19 protein-coding genes are annotated in these 19,767 nt (G+C 67.3%); 15 read left to right on the top strand and 4 right to left on the bottom strand.

Translation table 11 applies throughout. From position 1 onward, the window contains the following. Window positions 1-124: 124 nt before the first annotated feature. From pstS to pstB, 4 genes are all read left to right on the top strand, one after another. Window positions 125-1,219, top strand: coding sequence for a phosphate ABC transporter substrate-binding protein PstS (gene pstS, locus QMK22_RS15155; RefSeq protein WP_283498487.1), 1,095 nt, complete (start codon window positions 125-127; stop codon window positions 1,217-1,219). Between the two features lie 146 nt (window positions 1,220-1,365). After that, window positions 1,366-2,307, top strand: a complete 942-nt coding sequence (gene pstC, locus QMK22_RS15150; protein ID WP_283498486.1) for a phosphate ABC transporter permease subunit PstC — start codon at window positions 1,366-1,368, stop codon at window positions 2,305-2,307. Further along, window positions 2,307-3,395, top strand: a complete 1,089-nt coding sequence (pstA, locus tag QMK22_RS15145) for a phosphate ABC transporter permease PstA (protein ID WP_283498485.1) — start codon at window positions 2,307-2,309, stop codon at window positions 3,393-3,395. Before pstC ends, pstA begins: the two co-directional genes overlap by 1 nt. 21 nt (window positions 3,396-3,416) lie before the next feature. Next, complete coding sequence (gene pstB / locus QMK22_RS15140) at window positions 3,417-4,196, top strand: phosphate ABC transporter ATP-binding protein PstB (protein WP_134503459.1); 780 nt, start codon at window positions 3,417-3,419, stop codon at window positions 4,194-4,196. Between the two features lie 354 nt (window positions 4,197-4,550). Here pstB and QMK22_RS15135 read toward each other — a convergent pair whose 3' ends face one another. Both QMK22_RS15135 and QMK22_RS15130 read right to left on the bottom strand, forming a co-directional pair. Then, the gene (locus QMK22_RS15135) at window positions 4,551-6,290 is read right to left on the bottom strand and encodes an amidohydrolase (RefSeq protein WP_283498484.1); all 1,740 of its coding nucleotides are present in this window, start codon (window positions 6,288-6,290) and stop codon (window positions 4,551-4,553) included. A gap of 558 nt (window positions 6,291-6,848) precedes the next feature. Then, entirely contained in the window at window positions 6,849-7,817 is a 969-nt protein-coding gene (locus QMK22_RS15130; protein ID WP_283498483.1) for a beta-propeller fold lactonase family protein, read from the bottom strand. A gap of 249 nt (window positions 7,818-8,066) precedes the next feature. On the opposite strand from QMK22_RS15130, the gene QMK22_RS15125 reads away from it, so the two are divergent. Both QMK22_RS15125 and QMK22_RS15120 read left to right on the top strand, forming a co-directional pair. After that, window positions 8,067-9,332, top strand: a complete 1,266-nt coding sequence (locus QMK22_RS15125; RefSeq protein ID WP_283498482.1) for a sensor histidine kinase — start codon at window positions 8,067-8,069, stop codon at window positions 9,330-9,332. Continuing rightward, complete coding sequence (locus QMK22_RS15120) at window positions 9,329-10,063, top strand: response regulator transcription factor (RefSeq protein WP_283498481.1); 735 nt, start codon at window positions 9,329-9,331, stop codon at window positions 10,061-10,063. Before QMK22_RS15125 ends, QMK22_RS15120 begins: the two co-directional genes overlap by 4 nt. A gap of 7 nt (window positions 10,064-10,070) precedes the next feature. On the opposite strand, the gene QMK22_RS15115 is transcribed toward QMK22_RS15120, so the two are convergent. After that, on the bottom strand, window positions 10,071-10,229 hold the full coding sequence (locus QMK22_RS15115; RefSeq protein WP_283498480.1) for a hypothetical protein: 159 nt from the start codon (window positions 10,227-10,229) through the stop codon (window positions 10,071-10,073). Between QMK22_RS15115 and QMK22_RS17610 the strand changes: the two genes are divergently transcribed. The 9 genes from QMK22_RS17610 (at window position 10,152) to QMK22_RS15075 (ending at window position 19,106) form a co-directional block, all read left to right on the top strand. Then, on the top strand, window positions 10,152-10,526 hold the full coding sequence (locus QMK22_RS17610) for a hypothetical protein (protein ID WP_502857841.1): 375 nt from the start codon (window positions 10,152-10,154) through the stop codon (window positions 10,524-10,526). The two genes, QMK22_RS15115 and QMK22_RS17610, sit on opposite strands and share 78 nt — an antisense overlap. A gap of 40 nt (window positions 10,527-10,566) precedes the next feature. Next, window positions 10,567-11,850, top strand: a complete 1,284-nt coding sequence (locus QMK22_RS15110; protein WP_283498479.1) for a sugar ABC transporter substrate-binding protein — start codon at window positions 10,567-10,569, stop codon at window positions 11,848-11,850. A 94-nt stretch (window positions 11,851-11,944) separates the two neighbouring features. Beyond that, complete coding sequence (locus QMK22_RS15105) at window positions 11,945-12,832, top strand: carbohydrate ABC transporter permease (RefSeq protein WP_283498561.1); 888 nt, start codon at window positions 11,945-11,947, stop codon at window positions 12,830-12,832. Then, a complete protein-coding gene (locus QMK22_RS15100; RefSeq protein WP_283498478.1) occupies window positions 12,829-13,659 on the top strand; it encodes a carbohydrate ABC transporter permease in 831 nt (276 codons plus the stop codon). Before QMK22_RS15105 ends, QMK22_RS15100 begins: the two co-directional genes overlap by 4 nt. Further along, window positions 13,656-15,134: a glycoside hydrolase family 3 N-terminal domain-containing protein gene (locus QMK22_RS15095; RefSeq protein ID WP_283498477.1), complete on the top strand. Its 1,479-nt coding sequence runs from the start codon at window positions 13,656-13,658 to the stop codon at window positions 15,132-15,134. The genes QMK22_RS15100 and QMK22_RS15095 overlap by 4 nt, the downstream gene beginning before the upstream one ends. Next, window positions 15,131-16,414: an anhydro-N-acetylmuramic acid kinase gene (locus QMK22_RS15090; RefSeq protein ID WP_283498476.1), complete on the top strand. Its 1,284-nt coding sequence runs from the start codon at window positions 15,131-15,133 to the stop codon at window positions 16,412-16,414. The genes QMK22_RS15095 and QMK22_RS15090 overlap by 4 nt, the downstream gene beginning before the upstream one ends. Beyond that, entirely contained in the window at window positions 16,411-17,301 is an 891-nt protein-coding gene (locus tag QMK22_RS15085) for an N-acetylglucosamine kinase (protein ID WP_283498475.1), read from the top strand. The genes QMK22_RS15090 and QMK22_RS15085 overlap by 4 nt, the downstream gene beginning before the upstream one ends. Further along, window positions 17,294-18,262, top strand: a complete 969-nt coding sequence (murQ, locus tag QMK22_RS15080) for an N-acetylmuramic acid 6-phosphate etherase (protein WP_283498474.1) — start codon at window positions 17,294-17,296, stop codon at window positions 18,260-18,262. The genes QMK22_RS15085 and murQ overlap by 8 nt, the downstream gene beginning before the upstream one ends. After that, the gene (locus QMK22_RS15075) at window positions 18,255-19,106 is read left to right on the top strand and encodes a MurR/RpiR family transcriptional regulator (protein WP_283498473.1); all 852 of its coding nucleotides are present in this window, start codon (window positions 18,255-18,257) and stop codon (window positions 19,104-19,106) included. The genes murQ and QMK22_RS15075 overlap by 8 nt, the downstream gene beginning before the upstream one ends. Window positions 19,107-19,242: 136 nt before the next feature. On the opposite strand, the gene QMK22_RS15070 is transcribed toward QMK22_RS15075, so the two are convergent. After that, entirely contained in the window at window positions 19,243-19,551 is a 309-nt protein-coding gene (locus QMK22_RS15070) for a GIY-YIG nuclease family protein (protein ID WP_283498472.1), read from the bottom strand. Window positions 19,552-19,767: the final 216 nt, after the last annotated feature.

Raw genomic sequence — 19,767 nt, 5'->3', positions numbered from 1 at the left:
CGTTCACCATCTGTTTACCCGAAGGTTGGTCGGTGGTTACTTCACCTGTTTAGCCTCGTTCTGGGCCAGCACCGGCCCGCGTACGAAAAAACACAGTCTTGCCAACCCCTCGAAAGGGATACACGTGAACTTCAAGCGTTTCGGCCGCCCTCTGGTCATTGCCATTGCAGCAGGCCTCGCACTCTCCTCCTGTGCAGCAAACGAAGGGGACGTTGCCACCACGGGCGATTCCCCGGCCAGCACGCTCACCGGTACCCTCAACGGCGGCGGCGCCTCCTCGATGGACGCGGCGCAGAAAGCGTGGATCGCTGCCTTCCAGACCGCCAACACCGGCGTCACCATCAACTACGAGCCCTCCGGCTCCGGTGCCGGTCGCAAGGCCTTCGCCTCGGGCGGATCCGACTTCGCCGGCAGCGACTCCTACATGAGCACCGAGGAGCTCGCCGGCGAGTTCGCCACCTGCGCTGCCGGCAGCAAGGCCGTCGACCTGCCGGTCTACATCTCCCCCATCGCCGTGATCTTCAACGTTGAGGGTGTCACCGACCTCAACGTGGATGCCGACACACTCGCCAAGATCTTCGCCGGCGAGATCACCACCTGGGACGACGCCGCACTCGTGGCCCTGAACCCCGACGCGACGCTGCCGTCGGCTACGATCAACGCCGTGCACCGCTCGGACGACTCGGGCACCACCAAGAACTTCTCCGACTACCTGGGCCAGACGGCACCGGATGTCTGGACCGAGAAGGCGTCCGACACGTTCCCGTTCCAGAGCGGCGAAGGCGCGCAGGGCACCTCCGGTGTCGTTTCCGCCGTCACCAACGGCACGAACATGATCGGTTACGCTGACGCGTCGCAGGCCGGCGAGCTCAGCACCGCCAAGCTGCAGGTCGGCACCGACTTCGTCGCTTACACCCCCGAGGCCGCGGCCGAGGTTGTCGCCGGATCGCCCCTCGTGGCCGACCGCGCTGCCGACGACCTCGCGCTGGACCTGAACCGCAAGACCACCAACGCGGCGGAGTACCCGCTGGTTCTGGTGAGCTACGCGATCGTCTGCAACGAGTACGCCGATGCCGCCCAGGGCGAGCTCGTGAAGGCCTACATCGAGTTCATCGCCAGCGCCGAGGGACAGACTGTCGCCGAGGAAGCTGCCGGAGTTGCACCGCTGACGACCGAGCTTGAAGCCGACGTCGCCGCGGTTCTCGCGACTGTCAAGTAGCACCTGAACACCGCTGCCCGGTCCTTTCTCGCACAATCGCGGGACAGGATCGGGCAGACTGGGGTGAACGGCCAATTGCGTCCAACCACCTGGCACCTCGCGTTTCACCATAATTTCACTAGCCTGACGCTACTTAGGAGATCGGCATGACCACAGCTGCCGCTACGACCATTAAGGCCAGGCAACGCCCCGGCGACCGCATCTTCTCGTCGGCCACCGTCATTGCCGGCAGCCTGATCCTGGCCGTGCTCGCGGCCGTGGCCATCTTTCTGCTCGTCGAGAGCCTGCCGGCGTTCGTCGCCGCGCCCGACGAGTTCAGCGGAGATGTCACCAACTTCTGGTCTTACGTTGGGCCTCTGGTCTTCGGCACGATCTATTCGGCCATCCTGGCGCTGCTCATGGCCGTTCCGGTCGCCATCGGCATCGCACTGTTCATCTCGCACTTTGCGCCGCGTCGGCTCGCGCAGGGCCTCGGCTACCTGGTTGACCTGCTGGCGGCTGTTCCCTCGGTGGTCTTCGGCCTCTGGGGTATCGGCGTGCTGGCCCCCATGGTGCAGCCGTTCTACACCACCCTGGTGGATTGGTTCGGCTGGTTCACGTTGTTTGAAGGCCCCGTCTCCGGCACGGGCCGCACCATCTTCACCGTCTCGATCGTGCTCGCCGTGATGATCCTGCCGATCATCACCGCCATCTGCCGGGAGATTTTTCTGCAAACCCCGCTGCTGCACGAAGAAGCCGCTCTGGCTCTCGGTGCCACCCGCTGGGAAATGATCCGGATGGCCGTGCTGCCGTTCGGTTTGCCCGGCATCATTTCGGCGTCGATGCTCGGACTTGGCCGTGCCCTCGGCGAGACCATGGCCGTGGCCATGGTGCTCTCCCCCAGCCCGCAGGTGATCTTTCAGCTGCTCACCTCGCAGAACTCCACCACGATCGCCGCGAATATCGCGCTGAATTTTCCCGAGTCGCACGGTGTCGGTGTGAACATCCTGCTCGCTACCGGCCTGGTCTTGTTCGTCGTGACCCTGCTCGTGAACATGCTGGCCCGGGTCATTATCAACAGCCGTAAGGCATTCTCGGGAGCCAACTGATGACATCCGTTATGCAAGCTACCCCGCTGACCAACTCGCTGACCGCGGGCAAGCTGCCCCGGCGCTCCCCGCTCTGGGTGCTGCTGGCCAGCTGGGCCGTGTCAGCCGCCTTCTTCACCATGCTCTTTCTGTCGGGAGCCGTTGACGGCTTCAACATTGTGGGCACGGTCGTATTCGGCACGGCGCTGTACTGCGTTGCCATCTACGTGCTCTCGCGTCTGGTCGAAGGCTCCCGCAAGGCGCTGGACCGGTTGATGACGGCGCTGGTCACCGCCGCGTTCGTGATCGCCATGCTGCCGCTCGTGTCGATCGTGTACACGACCGTGGTCAACGGACTGCCCGCGTTTCTGACGCCGACCTTCTTCACCGAGTCGCAGCGCAACGTGGTCGGAGCGGGAGGCGGCGTGCTGCACGCCGTCATGGGAACGCTCATGGTGACCGGCGTCGCGACGCTGATCTCCGTGCCGATCGGGCTGCTCGCCTCGATCTACCTCGTGGAATACGGTCGCGGCAAGCTGGCGCGGGCCATCACCTTCTTCGTCGACGTGATGACCGGCATCCCCTCGATCGTCGCCGGACTGTTCGCGTTCGCCCTGTTCGCTCTGTTGTTCGACGACCCGGGTGTGCGCTTTGGTTTCGGCGGGTCGATCGCGCTGTCGGTGCTGATGATTCCCGTGGTGGTGCGCTCGAGCGAGGAAATGCTCAAGCTCGTGCCGAACGAACTGCGCGAGGCGGCCTTTGCACTTGGGGTTCCGAAATGGTTGACCATTCTTAAGGTGGTGCTGCCGACATCCATTGCGGGAATCGTGACCGGAGTCATGCTGTCGATCGCTCGCGTGATCGGTGAGACGGCGCCGCTGTTGATCATCGCCGGGTTCACCTCGAGCATGAACTACGACCTGTTCAGCGAGCGGATGATGACACTGCCGGTGTTTGTGTACACCCAGTATGCCAACCAGGGCGCCGACGCGCAGGCCTACGTCGACCGAGCCTGGGCCGGGGCGCTCACCCTGATTCTGATCGTGATGCTGCTCAACGGTCTCGCTCGCCTCATCGCCCACTGGTTCTCGCCCAAACTGGGCCGCTAGCTCTTATCTAGAAAGGGACTTATGTCCAAGCGCATCGAAGTCAACGACCTCAACGTGTATTACAGCAACTTTTTGGCTGTTGAGGGCGTCTCCATTGTTATTGAGCCGCGCACGGTGACTGCGTTCATCGGGCCCAGCGGTTGCGGCAAGAGCACGTTCATTCGCACGCTCAACCGCATGCACGAGGTCATCCCCGGCGCCCGCGTTGAGGGTGAAGTGCTGATCGACGGCAACAACCTGTACGGCCCCGGCGTGGACCCGGTGCTCGTGCGCCGCCAGGTGGGCATGGTCTTTCAGCGGCCCAACCCGTTTCCGACCATGTCCATTCAGGACAACGTGCTGGCCGGCGTGAAGCTCAACAACCGTCGCATGTCGAAAACGGATGCCGACGACCTCACCGAGAAGGCCCTGCGCGGCGCGAATCTGTGGAATGAAGTGAAGGATCGCCTCGCGCGACCCGGTTCAGGCCTCTCCGGCGGGCAGCAGCAGCGACTGTGTATCGCCCGCGCCATTGCCGTTGAGCCCGACGTTATTCTGATGGACGAGCCCTGCTCGGCGCTCGACCCGATCTCGACTCTGGCCATTGAGGACCTCATCGAGGAGATGAAGAGCGAGTACACGATCGTGATCGTGACGCACAATATGCAGCAGGCTTCGCGGGTGTCCGACCGCACCGCATTCTTCAACATTGCCGGCACCGGCAAGCCCGGCAAGCTCATCGAATATGACGACACGACGACGATCTTCTCTAACCCGAGCGTGCAGGCCACCGAAGACTACGTGTCGGGTCGGTTCGGGTAAGGATTTTTGGGCTTTCGTCGCCGAGGTGGGGGTCGGTGGCGTCGAGGCGTGAGTTTGCGGCACCGAGCCGTGAGTTTCAGGCGATTTGAGCGACTAAATGGGCCGAAGCTCACGGGTCGACGCAGGAGGGGCGCGGTCTCGAGACGCCGGCCACACGCACGCCAGCTCCTCGACCAGCGGGGGCGGGCCTGCTCCTCGACCAACGGGGGCGGGCCGGCTCCTCGACCAACGGGGGCGTGCCGGCTCCTCGACCAGCGGGGGCGGGCCGGTCGAGGAGCGCGCATGTCGGTTGTTGAGCCTGTCGAAACACGCGCGCGTCTCGAGGCCACGGGCGTGGGCGGGGAGCGGTGCGGGTCAGGGGGCCAGCAGAGCCGCGCCGTGGGTGGCGCGACCGGCCAGGAGGGTCGCGGCCACGGGCATCCGCTCGAAGGTGGCATCGGAGACCGTGAGCGGGTCGCCGTCGAGCACGGCGATGTCGGCCACGTCGCCGACCCGGAGGCGGGTGCGTCCGCGGGCTGATGCGGCCAGTGCCTGCTGCCGGGTGATGACCTGGTCGGGGCGCCACGGGCCGCGGCCGTCGCTGCGGGCGCGCGATGATGCGGCGCTCATGGCGGTGAACGGGTCGAGGGGCGCGACGGGGGCGTCGGATCCGAAGGCCAGAGTGGCCCCGGCATCGAGCAGTGAGCGCAGCGCGAACGCACGGGCTGCACCGGCAGCCCAGTTGAGTTCCACCGCGTCGCGGTCGTCGAGCGCGTGCTCGGGCTGCACGCTCGCCGTGACGCCGAGGCGAGCAAAGCGGGCGAAGTCCTCGGTGCGCAGAAACTGAGCGTGCTCGATGCGCCCGACGACGGCGCGCGAGTGCAGGGCGGCGTCGGCGCGTGCGAAGTCCTCGGGCTGCAGAAACTGGGCGTGTTCGGCGGCACCGCGGGCGGTGGGGGTGCGGGCGTCGGCGTCACGCTCGAAGGCGATCGCGGCACGCTCGAAGGCATTGAGGGCGACGGTGTTGGCGGCATCGCCGATGGCATGCACGGCGGGCAGCAGGGCGGCCCGCTTGGCGGCGAGCAGAATCGCGGTGAGCTCGTCTTCACTCACGGTGAGCATTCCGTGACCGCCCACCGGGTATTCATCGACGCAGAACGCGGTGCGGGTGTTCAACGAGCCGTCGATGAGCAGTTTGAGCGGCCCGACCGTGAGCAGGCCGTGGGTGTCTGCGATGCGGTCGCCGGTGTGCATCCGCTCGGCGATGGCACGATCAAGATCGGCCAGGTAGATGCCCGCGTCGACTCTGAGGGCGTTGAACCCGTGGCTGATGCGGCGCTGCCAGACGTCGCGGTTCCAGGTCATTTCGAAGTCGACGATGCCGACTACCCCACGCGCGGCGGCCCGGGTTCCGGCCTGCGCGGCGAGGGCATCGACCTCGGCGTCGGGCAGCTGGCCGAGTGCAATGGTCAGGGCGAATGCCGCCTGTTCACGCAGCAGGCCGGACGCATCAACCGGCACCCCGAACCGCTCAGCGGCGGCGCTGTTGAGCCAGACACAGTGCAGGTCGTGGCTGATCAGGGCGGTCGGATGCCCCTGCGTCACCTCGTCCAGATCGTGCAGGGTGGGCGCGTCGGCCCAGATCGCGTCGCGAAACCGCACGCCGATCAGCGGGGTCGCCGGTGCGTCCGCGATGATCTGCGCGCGCACCAGCTCGAGAGCCTCCCGAGCGGATGCTGCGGCCGAGAGATCGAATCGGGCCCCGGCGAGCGCCCACTGGGTCATGTGCACGTGTTCATCCCAGAGCCCCGGAATGACGGTGCGTCCGGCGAGGTCGACGATGCGGGCGTGGGTGGGGCGGGGGCGGGTGGGGCCGTCGTGGTCGGGGCCGTCGTGGTCGGGGCCGTCGTGCGCGGGGCCGTCGTGCGCGGGGCCGTCGTGGTCGGGGCCGTCGTGGTCGGGGCCGTCGTGCGCGGGGCGGTGTCGGTCGGTGGCGCGGGCATCCATTGTGGTGCCGGCGGGCACGATGTGCGTGACGACGCCGTCGGTAATGTACAGGTCGGAGACGGTCGCGTCGCCGGGCTGCCTGACAGAGCGCAGAACGAGATCGGGCATGGTGTGTCTTTCGATCGGGGGGGTGCTGCTGCCACCCTACCGGCGGCGGTTCGGGGCGACGGGCTCCGGCGGCGGTTCGGGGCGACGGGCTCCGGCGGCGGTTCGGGGCGACGGGCTCCGGCGGCGGTTCGGGGCGACGGGCTCCGGCGGCGGTTCGGGGCTCGAGTGCCCGCAGACCGTTCCGGGCCCGGGCCCGGAAACTGGGCCCAGGTTAGAAAGCGGTCCACGGCTCCGGAGGTACGCCCGCGATCACGCGGCGCCGGGCAGGGGCAGAGACGAACACCCCGAGCACGGGCTTTTACCGTTTGGAGAACCGCGCGCAACGACGATGACTCCTCACACCCCACCTTTTTGCCTGGCGCGGGACTTACGTCAGTGCGCGGGAGGCGCAACTCGAGCGCAGCAGCGCAAGTCCCGCGGAACGCGTTGCGCGGGACTTGCGACCAGACCAGAACTCCCGCGCACCGGCGCAACACCCGCGCAGCTTGGCCGGCGCCACCAGAGTGGATGCCCCGCACCTCACGGTACGTCAACCTCGCGCCCGCCCGGCGGCCGACCTCAGGCCGCGCGCACCAGCGTGATGGCGGAGACGGTGCTACTGCCGCAGTCCGCCACATAGGCCGTCGTGCCGTCGGGGCTGACCGCCACCGCCACCGGGCGGCTGCCCGCAGCGATGGTGTCGCCGACCGTGTTGGTGGCCACGTCAATCATCGAGACCGTGTCGTCGTTCTGGTTCGTGACGTAAATGGTGCTGCCGTCGGGGCTGACAGCCATTCCGCAGGCGCCGCTGCCGACCCCGATCACCGTGTCAACGGTGTTCGACGCCACGTTGATGGCCGACACCTTGCCGCCGCCGTGCGCCACATAGGCCCACTCCGCGGTCGGAGTGAACGCAATCGCACTGGCAAATCCGGAGCTCAAGGTGATCGTGGCGCTGACCGTACCGGAAGTAACGTCAACGACCGACACCGTTCCGGCACGAAAATTTGCCACGTAAGCCAGGGCGCCGTCGGGGCTGAACGCCAGATCGCGCGGTTCTTCGCCCACGGCAATGACGTCGCCGAGCACCCGGCCGGCCGGGACATCAACCACCGAGACGCTGTTGTCGCCGGCGTTCGAGACATACGCGATGGCCCCATCGGAACGAAACACCACCGAGTGCGGAAACCTGCCGACAACGAGCGGGTCCCGCAGCCGGCCGGTCGCGAGATCGATGACCGCCACCCGGCCCTGCGTGGGCAGGGTCACATAGGCGAGAGCGCCGTCCGGGCTGACCGCGATCGTGCGCGGCGACTCCCGAAACGCGATGGTGTCAATGACCTGCCCGGCAGCCACATCAATGACCGACACATTCTTCGTGACGGAATTCGGCACGTACGCCGTGCTGCCATCCGGACTGACCGCAACATCACACGGCAGCGTACCCACCGTTATGCAGGTGACCGGCGCGATCGCCGAGCGGGCGACAAAAGCGGATGCTCCAAACGTGACGGCCGCGGCCGCCAGGCTGAAAAGTGTCTTCCGCATCGGGCGAACCTAGAGTTCCGCAGTCAACAACGCGGTCGCGGGCCGGACCGACGCCGCGATGCAGACGGTTGTTCTTTTCATGTGGGCTACAGATCTTTCCGCTGGAATCTGGCCATACCGCGAGTATGTAGTACCAACACTGTCTGCACACCCTCAGGATTCACCACAGAAATCACTGCCCGATGCGCAAGATTTCGTCAGTTCCGAGACCGCCGGGTCGTTAGGCTACGACTGGGGAGGAAGAAGACCATGGCACGACACTACGAGGGCTATGCCCGCTCCCTGGCGGAGTTTCAAGTCGTAGTGTTTATCGCGTCCGCGGTGGTGGACACGGCGCTGGTGCTGGCGCGTCCCCACAACCTGGACCCGCTTCTGTACGGGCTCGGCGCAGCAATGATCGTGCTCGCAACGATCGCCACCCTCATCTGGCGCCACAACGTGCTGTTCCAGAAGTTCTCGTTGCTGCTGCCGCTGGTGGACATCGTGGGCATCCGCTTAACCGCGTTGTCTGATGACACCATGCTGTCGGGTGCGGGGCTGGTGCTCATGTTGCCGATCATCTGGATCGCCTACTCGTTCGGACCGTGGGGCTTCGTCGCCTGCCTCGCACTCGTCGCCGCGACCAGCCCGCGCAGCTTCTTGATCGGGTACGCCAACTTTGATGCCAATGATTTCACCCGCCTGGTCGCCTTTCCGCTGACGATGATCATCATGGCGATGGCGGCGGGGGTGTCGGGTACGCGCATCCGTCGTAAAAGGGCGGAACTGGCCGTGCAGACGGCGCTCACCGAGAAAGCGGTGCGAGCCCGCGATGATCTGATCGACGCCGTCACCCACGAGCTGCGCACGCCGCTCACCTCGATTCTGGGCAATGCCGAGCTGATGCAACGCACCAGCGAGCAGCCGCAGGCGGTGGAACGTCGAGCCGGTGTGATTGTGCGCAACGCCGAGCAAATGGAGACGATTCTCGCCGACCTGCTGCTGGCGCGCAGCACCGGCACGGTGCAACTGTCGCTGCAGTGCACGGCCACCGATCTGCGGGCGCTCATCGAGAATTGTCTGGCGGCGAGCCGAGCGGCGGCCGATGCGCACGGGGTCAGCGTCGAGGTGCACGCGTCGGCCGAGCTGTGGGCCGAGGTCGATCCGCACCGCATTCGGCAGGTGCTCGACAACCTGCTGACCAACGCCATCAAATACAACCGCGTCGGCGGCACCGTAACGGTGAGCGAGACACACTCGGCGCAGCGCGTGACGCTCGCCATCACCGACACCGGCGCAGGAATCGCTGATGCAGAGCGGATGCGCGTGTTCGAGCCGTACTACCGCACCGAGTCGGCCCTCCATTCGAGCCAGGGCGGCACCGGCCTGGGCCTGGGCATCAGCCGCGATATCGCCCAGCGGCATGGCGGCGATCTGCTGCTGGTCGACTCGTCGGCCGCGGGCAGCCGCTTCGAACTCACCCTGCCGCTCACCCCGACACCGGCGGTGGCCCGAACAGCCTCGGGCGCAGCATGACTGAGACCACTGAGCGTGTGGCCGTGGTCATCGAAGACGACCCCGATATTCAAGAGGTGCTCGAGGCGATTCTCATCGAGGCCGGGTTCGTGGTGCATCTGGCCGGCACCGGCGCCGAGGGCGTGGCGCTGATGCAGGAGCTGCACCCCACCCTCACGACGCTAGACGTGAATATGCCCGGCATGGACGGCTTCGAAACCCTCAAACGCCTGCGCCGGCTCAGCACGAGCAGCATTATCATGATCTCGGCCCGCTTCGACGAGATCGACGTGGTGCACGGGCTCAGCGCCGGCGCCGACGATTTCGTGGCCAAGCCGTTTCGCACCGCCGAGCTGCGGGCTCGCATCGATGCCGCGCTGCGGCGAGCGCCGCTTGCGGCCCCGACCGACCCAAAAGAAAGCGGATGGTTGCAGCACGACGGACTGCGCCTGCACGTCGACCGCCGCCTGGTGCAGGTGAACGGCACGGCGCTCTTGCTCACCCGCAGCGAGTTCGATCTGCTCGCGAGCCTGTTTCAGCCCGAGAACCGGGTGCACACCAAACATGAGCTGGTGCTGCAGGTGCGCAGCGACAACTTCGCCACGAGTGGCCTCGTGACCGATTCCGACCGGCGTTCCCTCGAGGTGCACGTGGCCAACCTGCGCAAAAAGATCGGCCGCAGCGCCGACGGCGCCGACCGCATCGAAACCGTGCGCGGCGTCGGCTACCGGCTGGCGCCGGCGCGCTCGTAGCCCGCCGCTACCCCAGCAGACCCTCCTCGACGACGACATGGCGGTAATCGACCCTCGCGGCGGAGTCATTCGAACGGACGAAGCCGTGCTGGGAGCCATCGGCCTGGCTACGGCAGACGGCGCCGCCGTTGTGAACGGATGCAGCGTGCGCGAGATCATCCATCACGCCGACTCCGACGCCGTCGAAGTAGTCTCCGACAACGGCAGACAGTTTTTCGAGCAGGTCGTCGTGACCAGCGGCGCGTGGTCGACTCCGTTGGTCGAGGAGCGCGCATGCCCTTCGCGCGCGTCTCGAGACCTCGGAACCCTCAAGGGGTCTCGAGACGCCGGCGAAAAGCGTTCCGGCTCCTCGACCAGCGGGAGGCCGACTCCTCGACCAACGGGAGGCCGACTCCTCGACCAGCGGGGAGGATGCAAATGGTTTGCGTTACTGGTGGAGTTAAGTGATACTTATTTTCACTGACAAGGTTGTCTGGCCTTGCGACAATTCTCGAGGGGACACTATGAAGAAGCGTTACCTGCCGATTGCGATGTTCGCAATTGCTGCACTGGGCCTCACCGCCTGCTCCGACGGCGCCGCCGACACGGCCGACACGGCCGAGGGCGACACCCTGAACGTCTGGATCATGCAGGGCACCAACCCTGACACCGAAGCATTCTTTGACACCGTCGGCGATGCCTTCACCGAGAAGACCGGCGCCACGCTCAACGTGGACTTCGTGCAGTGGGCCGACGCCCACGACCGGTTCGTCACCGCCATCGCCGGCGGCACCACACCGGATGTCGCCGAAACCGGCACCACCTGGACCGCCGAGTTCGCCGACGCCGGTGCGCTCGCCCCGATCGGCGACTATGTGACCGAAGCGGGCCTGGACGACGACCTGGTTGAGGGCCTCGTTGACAGCGGCACCTACGACGGTGACCTCTACGGCATGCCCTGGTATGCCGGCGTGCGCTCGATCATCTACCGCACCGATGTATTCGACGAGCTCGGCCTGGCCGCACCGACCACCTGGCAGGAACTCGTTGACGCGGCCACGGTGATCAAGGCCCAGCGCCCCGACCTCACCCCGTTCCCGGTGGCCGGCGACGCCGAAATGCTCACCTACCCATGGGTCTGGGGCGCCGGCGGCGAGGTGGCCACCCTCGAGGGTGACCAGTGGGTCTCCGGGCTCGACTCGGCGAAATCGCGCGACGGCATCGCCTTCTACACCGGCCTGGCCACCGAGCACGACTTCTCCACGGCCGGCGCCACCACCTGGAAAGAGACCGACATTCTCGACAACTTTGCCCAGGGCACGGTAGCCATGGCCATTTCGGGGTCATGGACCCCGGCGGCCCTGCTAGAGAAGGCCCCCGACCTCGAGGGCAAGCTCGGCGCCATCCCGATTCCCGGCCAGACCGGCGGCATCAGCCCCTCGGTGCTCGGCGGTTCGCACCTGAGCATGTTCAACACCTCGAAGAACAAGGATCTCGCCTGGGAGTTCATGCAGCTCATGACCACCGGCGACTTCGCGCAGCAGTGGGCCGACCAGACCGGATACTTTCCCGGCAACACCAAGCTGCTGCAGACCGCCATCGAATCCGACGATGCTCTCGTGCAGCCGTTCGCCGAACAGATGGTCGATGGCGGCGGAGCTCTGCCGGTGACCCCCAAGTTCGGTGCGGTACAAGCGAAGAAGACCACCAACGCCATGATCCAGGCCATCCTGTCGGGTCAGAAAACCGTCGACGAGGCCACAGCGGATGCCGCGGCTGAGATGAACGACATCATGAACGGCAACTAGACCGGTGTCGTCCCTCCTCGAACGAGAGGCCACGGCCACCGGCACGACCGGTGGCCGCCCGCCGCAGCGACGCCGGCGGCAGTCCCGCGCCCAGCTGATTGTGCGCACCCGGCCCTGGCTGCTGCTCGCGCCCGCGCTCATCCTTTTGGGTGGCCTGCTGATCTGGCCTCTCGTTCGAGTATTTCTGTTCTCGCTGCAGGACTACGGCCTGCGCGAAATCGTCACCGGCGAGAGCAATTACATCGGCTTCGGCAATTACGCCGAGATCTTCGCCAACCCGCTGCTGTGGACGGTTGTGCTGCCCAACACCATTGGCTTCGCCGTGGTTTCGGTGTCGGCCACGGTGATCTTCGGCACCCTCGTGGCGATGCTGATGGCCTCGCTCGGTTCGGTCTGGCGCACCATCGTGGGCAGCGCCATCATGGTGGCCTGGGCCATGCCCGCCGTCACCGGCACCTACGTGTGGATCTGGATCTTCGACGCCGACCAGGGCCTCGTGAACGAGACCCTGAAAAACCTCGGGCTGATGAACGAATCGTTCAACTGGTTCACCAACCCCTTCACCTTTTATGCCATCGTCGCGCTGAACATTGTGCACCACGGGTTTCCGTTCGTGGCCATCACCGTGCTGGCCGGCCTGCTCGGCGTCTCGAAAGAGATGATTGAAGCCGCCGAAATGGATGGTGCCGGCCCGATTCGCCGGTTCTTCGCGATTATCTTTCCCACGCTCAAACCGGTGTTCTCGGTGGTGATCATCCTCTCCACCATTTGGGACTTCAAGGTGTTCGCCCAGATCTACCTGATGCCCGGCGGCGCCGGCTCCAACCGGGAGGTGCTCAACCTCGGCGTGTGGTCGTATGTGGAGTCGTTCGGTCAAAACCGCTACGGCTTCGGCGCGGCCATCGCCGTGCTGCTCACCGTGCTGCTGCTCGTGATCACCGCGATCTACGTGCGCACCCTGTTCAAGGAGGAGAAAGAATGAGGCGCAACTTTGGGCCCCGCACGGTAATCAAGGGTCTCGTCGTTGCCGCGCTGCTGATCTTCACCCTGTTTCCGGCGTACTGGATGATCTCCAGCTCGTTCGACGCCCGCGCGTCCAGCGGCGGGCAGTCGCTGCTGCCGCAGGAATTCACTTGGGACAACTACATCTTCGTGTTCGAGGAGGGCGGCTTCGGCACCTTCCTGCGCAACTCCTTCGTGGTCGCGTTCTTCACCGTGCTGATCTCCGGCATCCTGGCCCTGCTGGCCTCGGTGGCCGTGGCCCGGTTCAAGTTCAAATTTCGCACCTCGGTACTCATTCTGATTCTCACCGTGCAGATGGTGCCGCTCGAGGCACTCGTCATTCCGCTGTTCGTGCAGGTGCGCGACCTGCAGCTGTTGAACAGCCTGATCGGACTGGTCGTGGTCTACCTGGCCTTCTCGCTGCCGTTCGCCATCTGGATGCTGCGCGGCTTCGTCGCCGCGGTGCCGGTGGAACTCGAAGAGGCCGCCTACCTCGACGGCGCCAGCTGGGGTCGCATGTTTCGCTCGGTGATGCTGCCGCTGGTGGCTCCCGGGCTGGTGGCCACGAGCATCTTCTCGTTCATCGTGGCCTGGAATGAGTTCATTTTCGCCATGACCCTGCTCGGCGGCGCCTCGGAGAAGTTCACGGTGGCGATCGGGCTCAAGCAATTCTTCGGCCTGCACTCCAACGACTGGGGCCCGGTGATGGCGGCCTCGACCATCATCACCATTCCCGTGATGATCTTCTTCATCATCGTGCAGCGTCGCCTCAGCGGCGGGCTCGTCTCCGGGGCGGTCAAGGGATGACCGTCGATGCGGGTCTGGTGCGCCTGGTCAATGCGGTGCTCTGGCCCGGGTTCTCCGGCACCACGGTGCCGTCCTGGCTCGGGCACGCCCTCGATACGGGCCTGGCCGGTGTCGTCTACTTCGGGCAAAACATTGACCAGACGGATGCCGCCCAGCCGGCGCGACTGTCGGGCGCGCTGCGCGGCATCCGCTCGGACGTATTAATAGGTAGCGATGAAGAGGGCGGCAATGTGACCCGTCTGGATGCCTCGCGCGGGTCACCGCATGCCGGTCATGCCCAGCTCGGCTTCGTCGACGATGTGGCGGCAACCCGCTGGGTGGGCCGCTCCCTCGGCGCCGACGCGGTGGCGGCCGGGGTGAACGTGGTGCTCGGGCCGGTCGCCGATGTGACGACCCAGCTCGCCAACCCGGTGATCGGGGTGCGCTCGTTCGGCAGCGACCCGGCGCTCGTGAGCCGGCACGTTGCCGCGATGATCGACGGGGTGCAGAGCGTGGGGGTGGCGGCCTGTGTCAAGCATTTTCCGGGCCACGGCGACACCCACACCGACTCCCATCTGGCACTGCCGCGCCTGGATCTGTCGTGGGCGGAGATTGAACGGGTGCACCTACCGCCGTTTCTGGCCGCGATCGAGGCCGGCGTGCGCGCCGTGATGACGGCGCACATCGTGGTGCCCGAGCTGGGGCCGGCTCCGGCCACGCTGAACGCCCGGGTGCTCGGCGCGCTGCGCTCGCACGGCTTCACCGGCACGATCGTGACCGACGCGCTGGACATGGCCGCGATTCGCGAAACCGTGGGCGCCGGGCCGGGTGCCGTGCAGGCGCTGCTGGCCGGGGCGGAACTGCTCTGCATCGGCAACCCGGCGAATGTGGCCGGCCGGGTCGACGTAGACGACTTTCTCGAGGTGCAGGGCGCGCTGCTTGCGGCGGTGGCCGACGGGGTGCTCGGCGTGGACGTGCTGGAGCGGGCGGGGGCTTCGGTGGCGCGGTTGGCGGGTTCGGGTTCGGTTGCGGCGGCATCCGTTGATGCGGCATCGTTTGAGTCGGTGCCGCTCGTGCGGGCCGGCATCACGGTGCACGGCACCGTGGCCCTGCCGCAGGGCGACCTGACCATTCTCGACGTGCGGTCGCGGCCGACGATGGCGGTGTCCTCACAGCTCGACGCCTTCTCCGACGAACTCGCGCGGTCGTTCACCGTGGATCGCCTGCTGATCGGGCCCGCGGCGAGCGCCGCCGGTTCCGCCGCGGAGGCCGTCGCCGTCGAGCACGGCATCGTCGTGCTCGCCGATCGCATGGCCACGGCGGGTGACCAGCGTGCGGCCGTGCAGGCGATCGTCAACGTGCGCTCAACCGCGGTGGTCATCAACGCGGGTCTCACCGCCCCGATGCCCGGGCCCTGGGCCGAGATCGACGCGCGCGGGGCCTCCCGGGTGACCGCGCGGGTCGTGCGCGCCCTCGTGAGCGGGGTGAGCGCATGAGAATCGTGTCGTTGCAGTCGGGCACCTCGGCCGATGGAATCGATGTGGCCGTCGTGGACGTGACCGCGGATGCCGACGGCGCCGTCCTACGTTCGCGCACTGATTTTCCGGGCCCGGGCCCGGAAAGCGCCGGCGATCCCAGCCAGCCCTGGCTCACCCTGAGCTGCGCGCTCGCCCGCACCGTGCCTTGGCCTCCCGCGCTGCGCCAGCGCATTCTCGCCGCGGCCGGCGACGCGTCCGTCACGGCCGAGGAGATCTGCCAGCTCGACGCCCTGCTCGGCCAGCAGTTTGCGCAGGCCGCGGCCGACGCGCTCGGCGAACTGGCCGACGCCGGCGGAGCATCCGCTGATCTGCTCGTCTCACACGGGCAGACCGTGCATCACTGGGTCGCCGACGGCCACGCCCGTGGCACCCTGCAGCTCGGCGAAGCCTCCTGGATCGCCGAAGCTACCCGGGCGCCGGTGCTCTGCAACCTGCGTGCCGCCGACATCGCGGCCGGCGGCGAGGGCGCTCCGTTCATGGGCGTGTTCGACGCCGCCTGGCTCGGCTCGGCCGCGCGCGAGCTGGGCCGGCCGCTCGCCACGCTCAACCTCGGCGGAATCGCCAACCTCTCGGTGGTCTCCCCCGACGGTTCGGTGCGCGCCTGGGACACCGGCCCGGCCAACGCTCTCGTCGACGCCGTGCTGGCGCGCGCAACCGACGGCGTCACCAGCTTCGATGACGGCGGACGCCTCGCCGCTACCGGCACGGTGCACGAGACCCTGCTGCGCGACCTGCTGCGCCACCCCTATCTGGCCCGCTCGGCGCCGAAATCGACCGGGCGGGAGACGTTCGGACTCGCCGTCGTCGACGCGCATCCGCTCGATCTGCCGCTGGCCGATCTTGTCGCCACGCTCACCCGCTTCACGGCGGAATCGGTCGTGGCCAGCCTGCGGGCGGAATGCCCCGAACTGCCCGAACGCGTGATCGTGTCGGGCGGCGGCGTGCACAACACCACCCTGATGGCCCATCTGCGCACCCTGCTGCAAACGGATGCCGTCACCGTCGACACCAGCGCCGCCCACGGCATCGACCCGAACGCGAAGGAATCGCTGCTGTTTGCGCTGCTCGGCTTTCTGACCTGGCACGGCCTCCCCTGCACCCTGCCGGGTACCGTGCCGGGCGGCGCCCGGTTGGCCGGCCAGCTGGTCTTCGGGCCGGCTGCGGTGCGACTGCCCGCACCGCTGACCGCCATTCGCGGGCTGTCGGTTGTGCCCGCCGGCGGCACGGTGCCCGCATGAGGGACACCGTGACCCTGGCCATCGACCTCGGCAAGACGTCCTGCCGGGCGCGCATCACCGCGGGCGCGAGCGTGCTCAGCGAGTTCCATAGCGCCGGAGCGCCCGGCGTCGCCGATGACGACGGCGCACGGCTGGCCCTGGCGGCGATTGCAACCGCGGTGAGCGGTCTGGAGACGGGGGCGCTCGCATCCGTTCAGCAGCTGGGGGTGGGTGCCGCCGGAGCGGAGGCCGCACCCGACGCCGCCCGCATCCTGGTGCGACTGCTGGGTGAGCGCTTCGATCTGCCGGTCGCGCTGCTCAGCGACGGACTGGCCGCGCACGTCGGTGCGTTCGGCGGCGGACCGGGAACCGTGCTCATCGCCGGCACCGGATCCGTGGTGTTCTCGGTGACCGAGCGCGGGGTGCGGCAGGTTGACGGAAACGGTCCGTGGCTCGGCGATGACGGCAGCGGCCGGTATCTCGGGCAGCAGGGCCTGCGCGCGGTGCTGCGCGCCCACGACGGGCGCGGCGACGCAACCGTGCTCACCGCTCAGGCGTTGCTGCTGGTCGACCGCGTCACCGACCTGCCCGGCTGGGTGAGCGCCGACGGAACGCCCGCCCGCACCCTCGCCTCGTTTGCCCCGCACGTGCTCGATGCTGCCGCGCTCGGCGACGCCGTGGCGCTGGCCTTGGTCGACGACGCCTGCCGGCTGCTGGCCGAGAGCTGCGCGGCGACGGGATCCTCGACGGTGTGTGCGGTCGGCGGGCTCACCCAGCATCCGTTTTTTCTGACGCGTCTGGCCGCATGGCTGACGTTGGTCCCTCCTCTCGGGGACGCCCTCAGCGGGGCCGCGCTCATCGCCGGCCGCCGCGATCTACTGCACGAAGAGAGGACCACTCGTGGTTAATTCGATCGACACCGCGCCCGCCGCACTGCGCGACCAGCTCGCCGGGCTGGCCACGGAGCGGGTGAACGAAACCTACCCCAACCTGGATCTGCTCTCGACCCGCGAGCTCGTCGCGGCGATGAACCAGGAAGATGCCACCGTGGCCGGGGCGGTCGGCGCCGCCGGCCCGGCGATCAGCGCCGCCATTGACGGGATCGTCACCCAGCTGCGCGCCGGCGGTCGTCTGATCTACCTCGGGGCCGGCACGGCCGGGCGGCTCGGCATTCTCGACGCCAGTGAGACTCCCCCGACCTTTGGCACCGACCCGTCCCTCGTGGTCGGGGTGATCGCCGGCGGACCCAACGCCGTGCACACCGCCGTGGAAAACGCCGAAGACAACGCGGAGGCCGGCGCCGCTGATTTGCGTGCCCTGCAGCTGAGCGCGAGCGATGCGGTCGTGGGGGTGTCGGCATCCGGTCGCACGCCGTATGTGCTCGGAGCGCTCGCCTACGCGCGGTCGCTCGGCGCGTTCACCGCGGGGCTCTCCTGCAACGCGGATTCGCCGCTCGGCCGAGCCGGCGATGTGGCCATTGAAGTGGAGGTGGGGCCGGAGATCCTCACTGGATCCACCCGGCTGAAGGCCGGCACCGCGCAGAAGATGGTGCTGAACATGCTCAGCACCATCGCCATGGTGCAGCTCGGCAAGACCTACCGCAACCTCATGGTGGACATGCGCGCCACCAACGAGAAACTGCGGGCGCGGGCGGAACGAACCGTTATGCTGGCGACGGATGCCGATGCGGCGAGCGCCGTGCAGGCGCTGCGTACGGCGCACGGCTCTGTGAAGGTGGCGATTCTGACGCTCATGACCGGTGTGACCGAGCAGGCGGCGATCGACCTGCTGCAGCAGCAGCACGGCAATTTGCGTGCCGCGATCGCGCCGGTGGCCGCTACTACTGAGGGCGAGCACGCGCATGGCTAATGCCCTGCTCACCCTGCGCCAGGCGCTGCCCGGCCTCAGCGCCGCGGAATCGCGCGTTGCCCGCGCCGTCATCAACGACCCCGCGCTCGTGGTGGACCGCACGATCACCGAGCTCGCGACCATCTGCGACACCTCGGCCGGCACGGTAGCCCGGTTCTGCCAAAAGCTCGGCTTCAGCGGATTTCGGGAGTTTCGGGTGGAGGTGGCAGCGGCTGCGAGCCGGGAGCAGTCCGAGCGGGACCGGTTTGAGGTCGCCGACGGCGAGATCACCCGCACCGACTCGGCCGAAGATGTCGTGGCGAAAATCGCCTATCAAGAGGTACTCGCGATCGAAGAGACCGCCAAATCCCTCGACCTTGTGACGCTGGACCGGGTCGTCGCGGTCATCGCCGGCGCCAGCCGCATCGACATCTACGGACTGGGATCGAGCGGCCTCACCGCGCAGGACCTACAGCAGAAGCTGTATCGGATCGGTCTGGGCGCCACCTACTTTGCTGACCCGCACCTGGCGCTGGCATCCGCTGCCCTGCAACGGCCCGGCGGAGTCGCGATTGGTATCTCGCATTCCGGGCAGACCAGTGAGACCGGGCGTGCGCTTGAAGTGGCCAGGCTCGCCGGTGCGACGACCGTGGGAGTGACCAACTTTCCGGATTCGCCGCTCGCGGCGCACTGCGACTTTCTGCTCACCACGCAGGCCCGCGAGAACCGGTTTCGTTCCGGCGCCATGTCAAGTCGCATCGCGCAGCTGGCGCTGGTGGACTTTCTGTTCGTGCGCATCGCGCAGTCGATGAGCGACGACGCCGCCGAGGCGCTGCGGCGCACCTACGAGGCCGTGCAGGGCTAGCGCCCCCGCCTGCCCCATCGCCAAAGTTGCCAGCGTCGAGCCGTGAGTATTGAGCGCCGAGCCGTGAGTCTCGACCCTGAATCGGCGGTGCAAACGTTCAATACTCACGGTTCGGCGGGGTGGGGCAGCGAGGGCGTCAGAGCGGAGGGTCCGCTGCCGGGGGCTGGGGTGCGGCCCGCGAGCTCAACGACGGAAGGTCGGCGAGCCTCCCCTCGATCAGGGCGAGGCGCTTGGCACGATTCCAACCCTGGATCTGTTTCTCGCGCGCGTAGGCATCCGCTATGCGAGGAGATTCCTCAACGTAGACGAGCTTAACCGGGCGGCGGCGCTTGGTGTACACGGCGCCCTCGCCAGCGTTGTGCTGCCAGAGGCGACGGTCGATGTCCCAGGTGCTGCCCACGTAAAAGGAGCCATCGGCGCACTGGAGAATGTATGTGTAGGGCATGTGGCGATAGTGGCACGGGACGGTGAGCTCGCGGCGTTATCCACAGGGGAATCCGCTGGTCGAGGAAGCACGCGGCACCCGCTGGTCGAGGAGCGCGCATGCCGGTTGTTGAGCCTGTCGAAACACGCGCGCGTCTCGAGACCACGGCTATCGGCACCCTAGAGGGGTCTCGAGACGCCGGCGAAAAGCGTGCCGGCTCCTCGACCAGCGGGTGCC

The organism is Cryobacterium sp. PH29-G1 (assembly GCF_030063365.1).
Taxonomy (GTDB): domain Bacteria; phylum Actinomycetota; class Actinomycetes; order Actinomycetales; family Microbacteriaceae; genus Cryobacterium.
The sequence above is the reverse complement of the archived record's forward strand: the minus strand, read 5'-3'. Positions and strand labels throughout refer to the sequence as shown.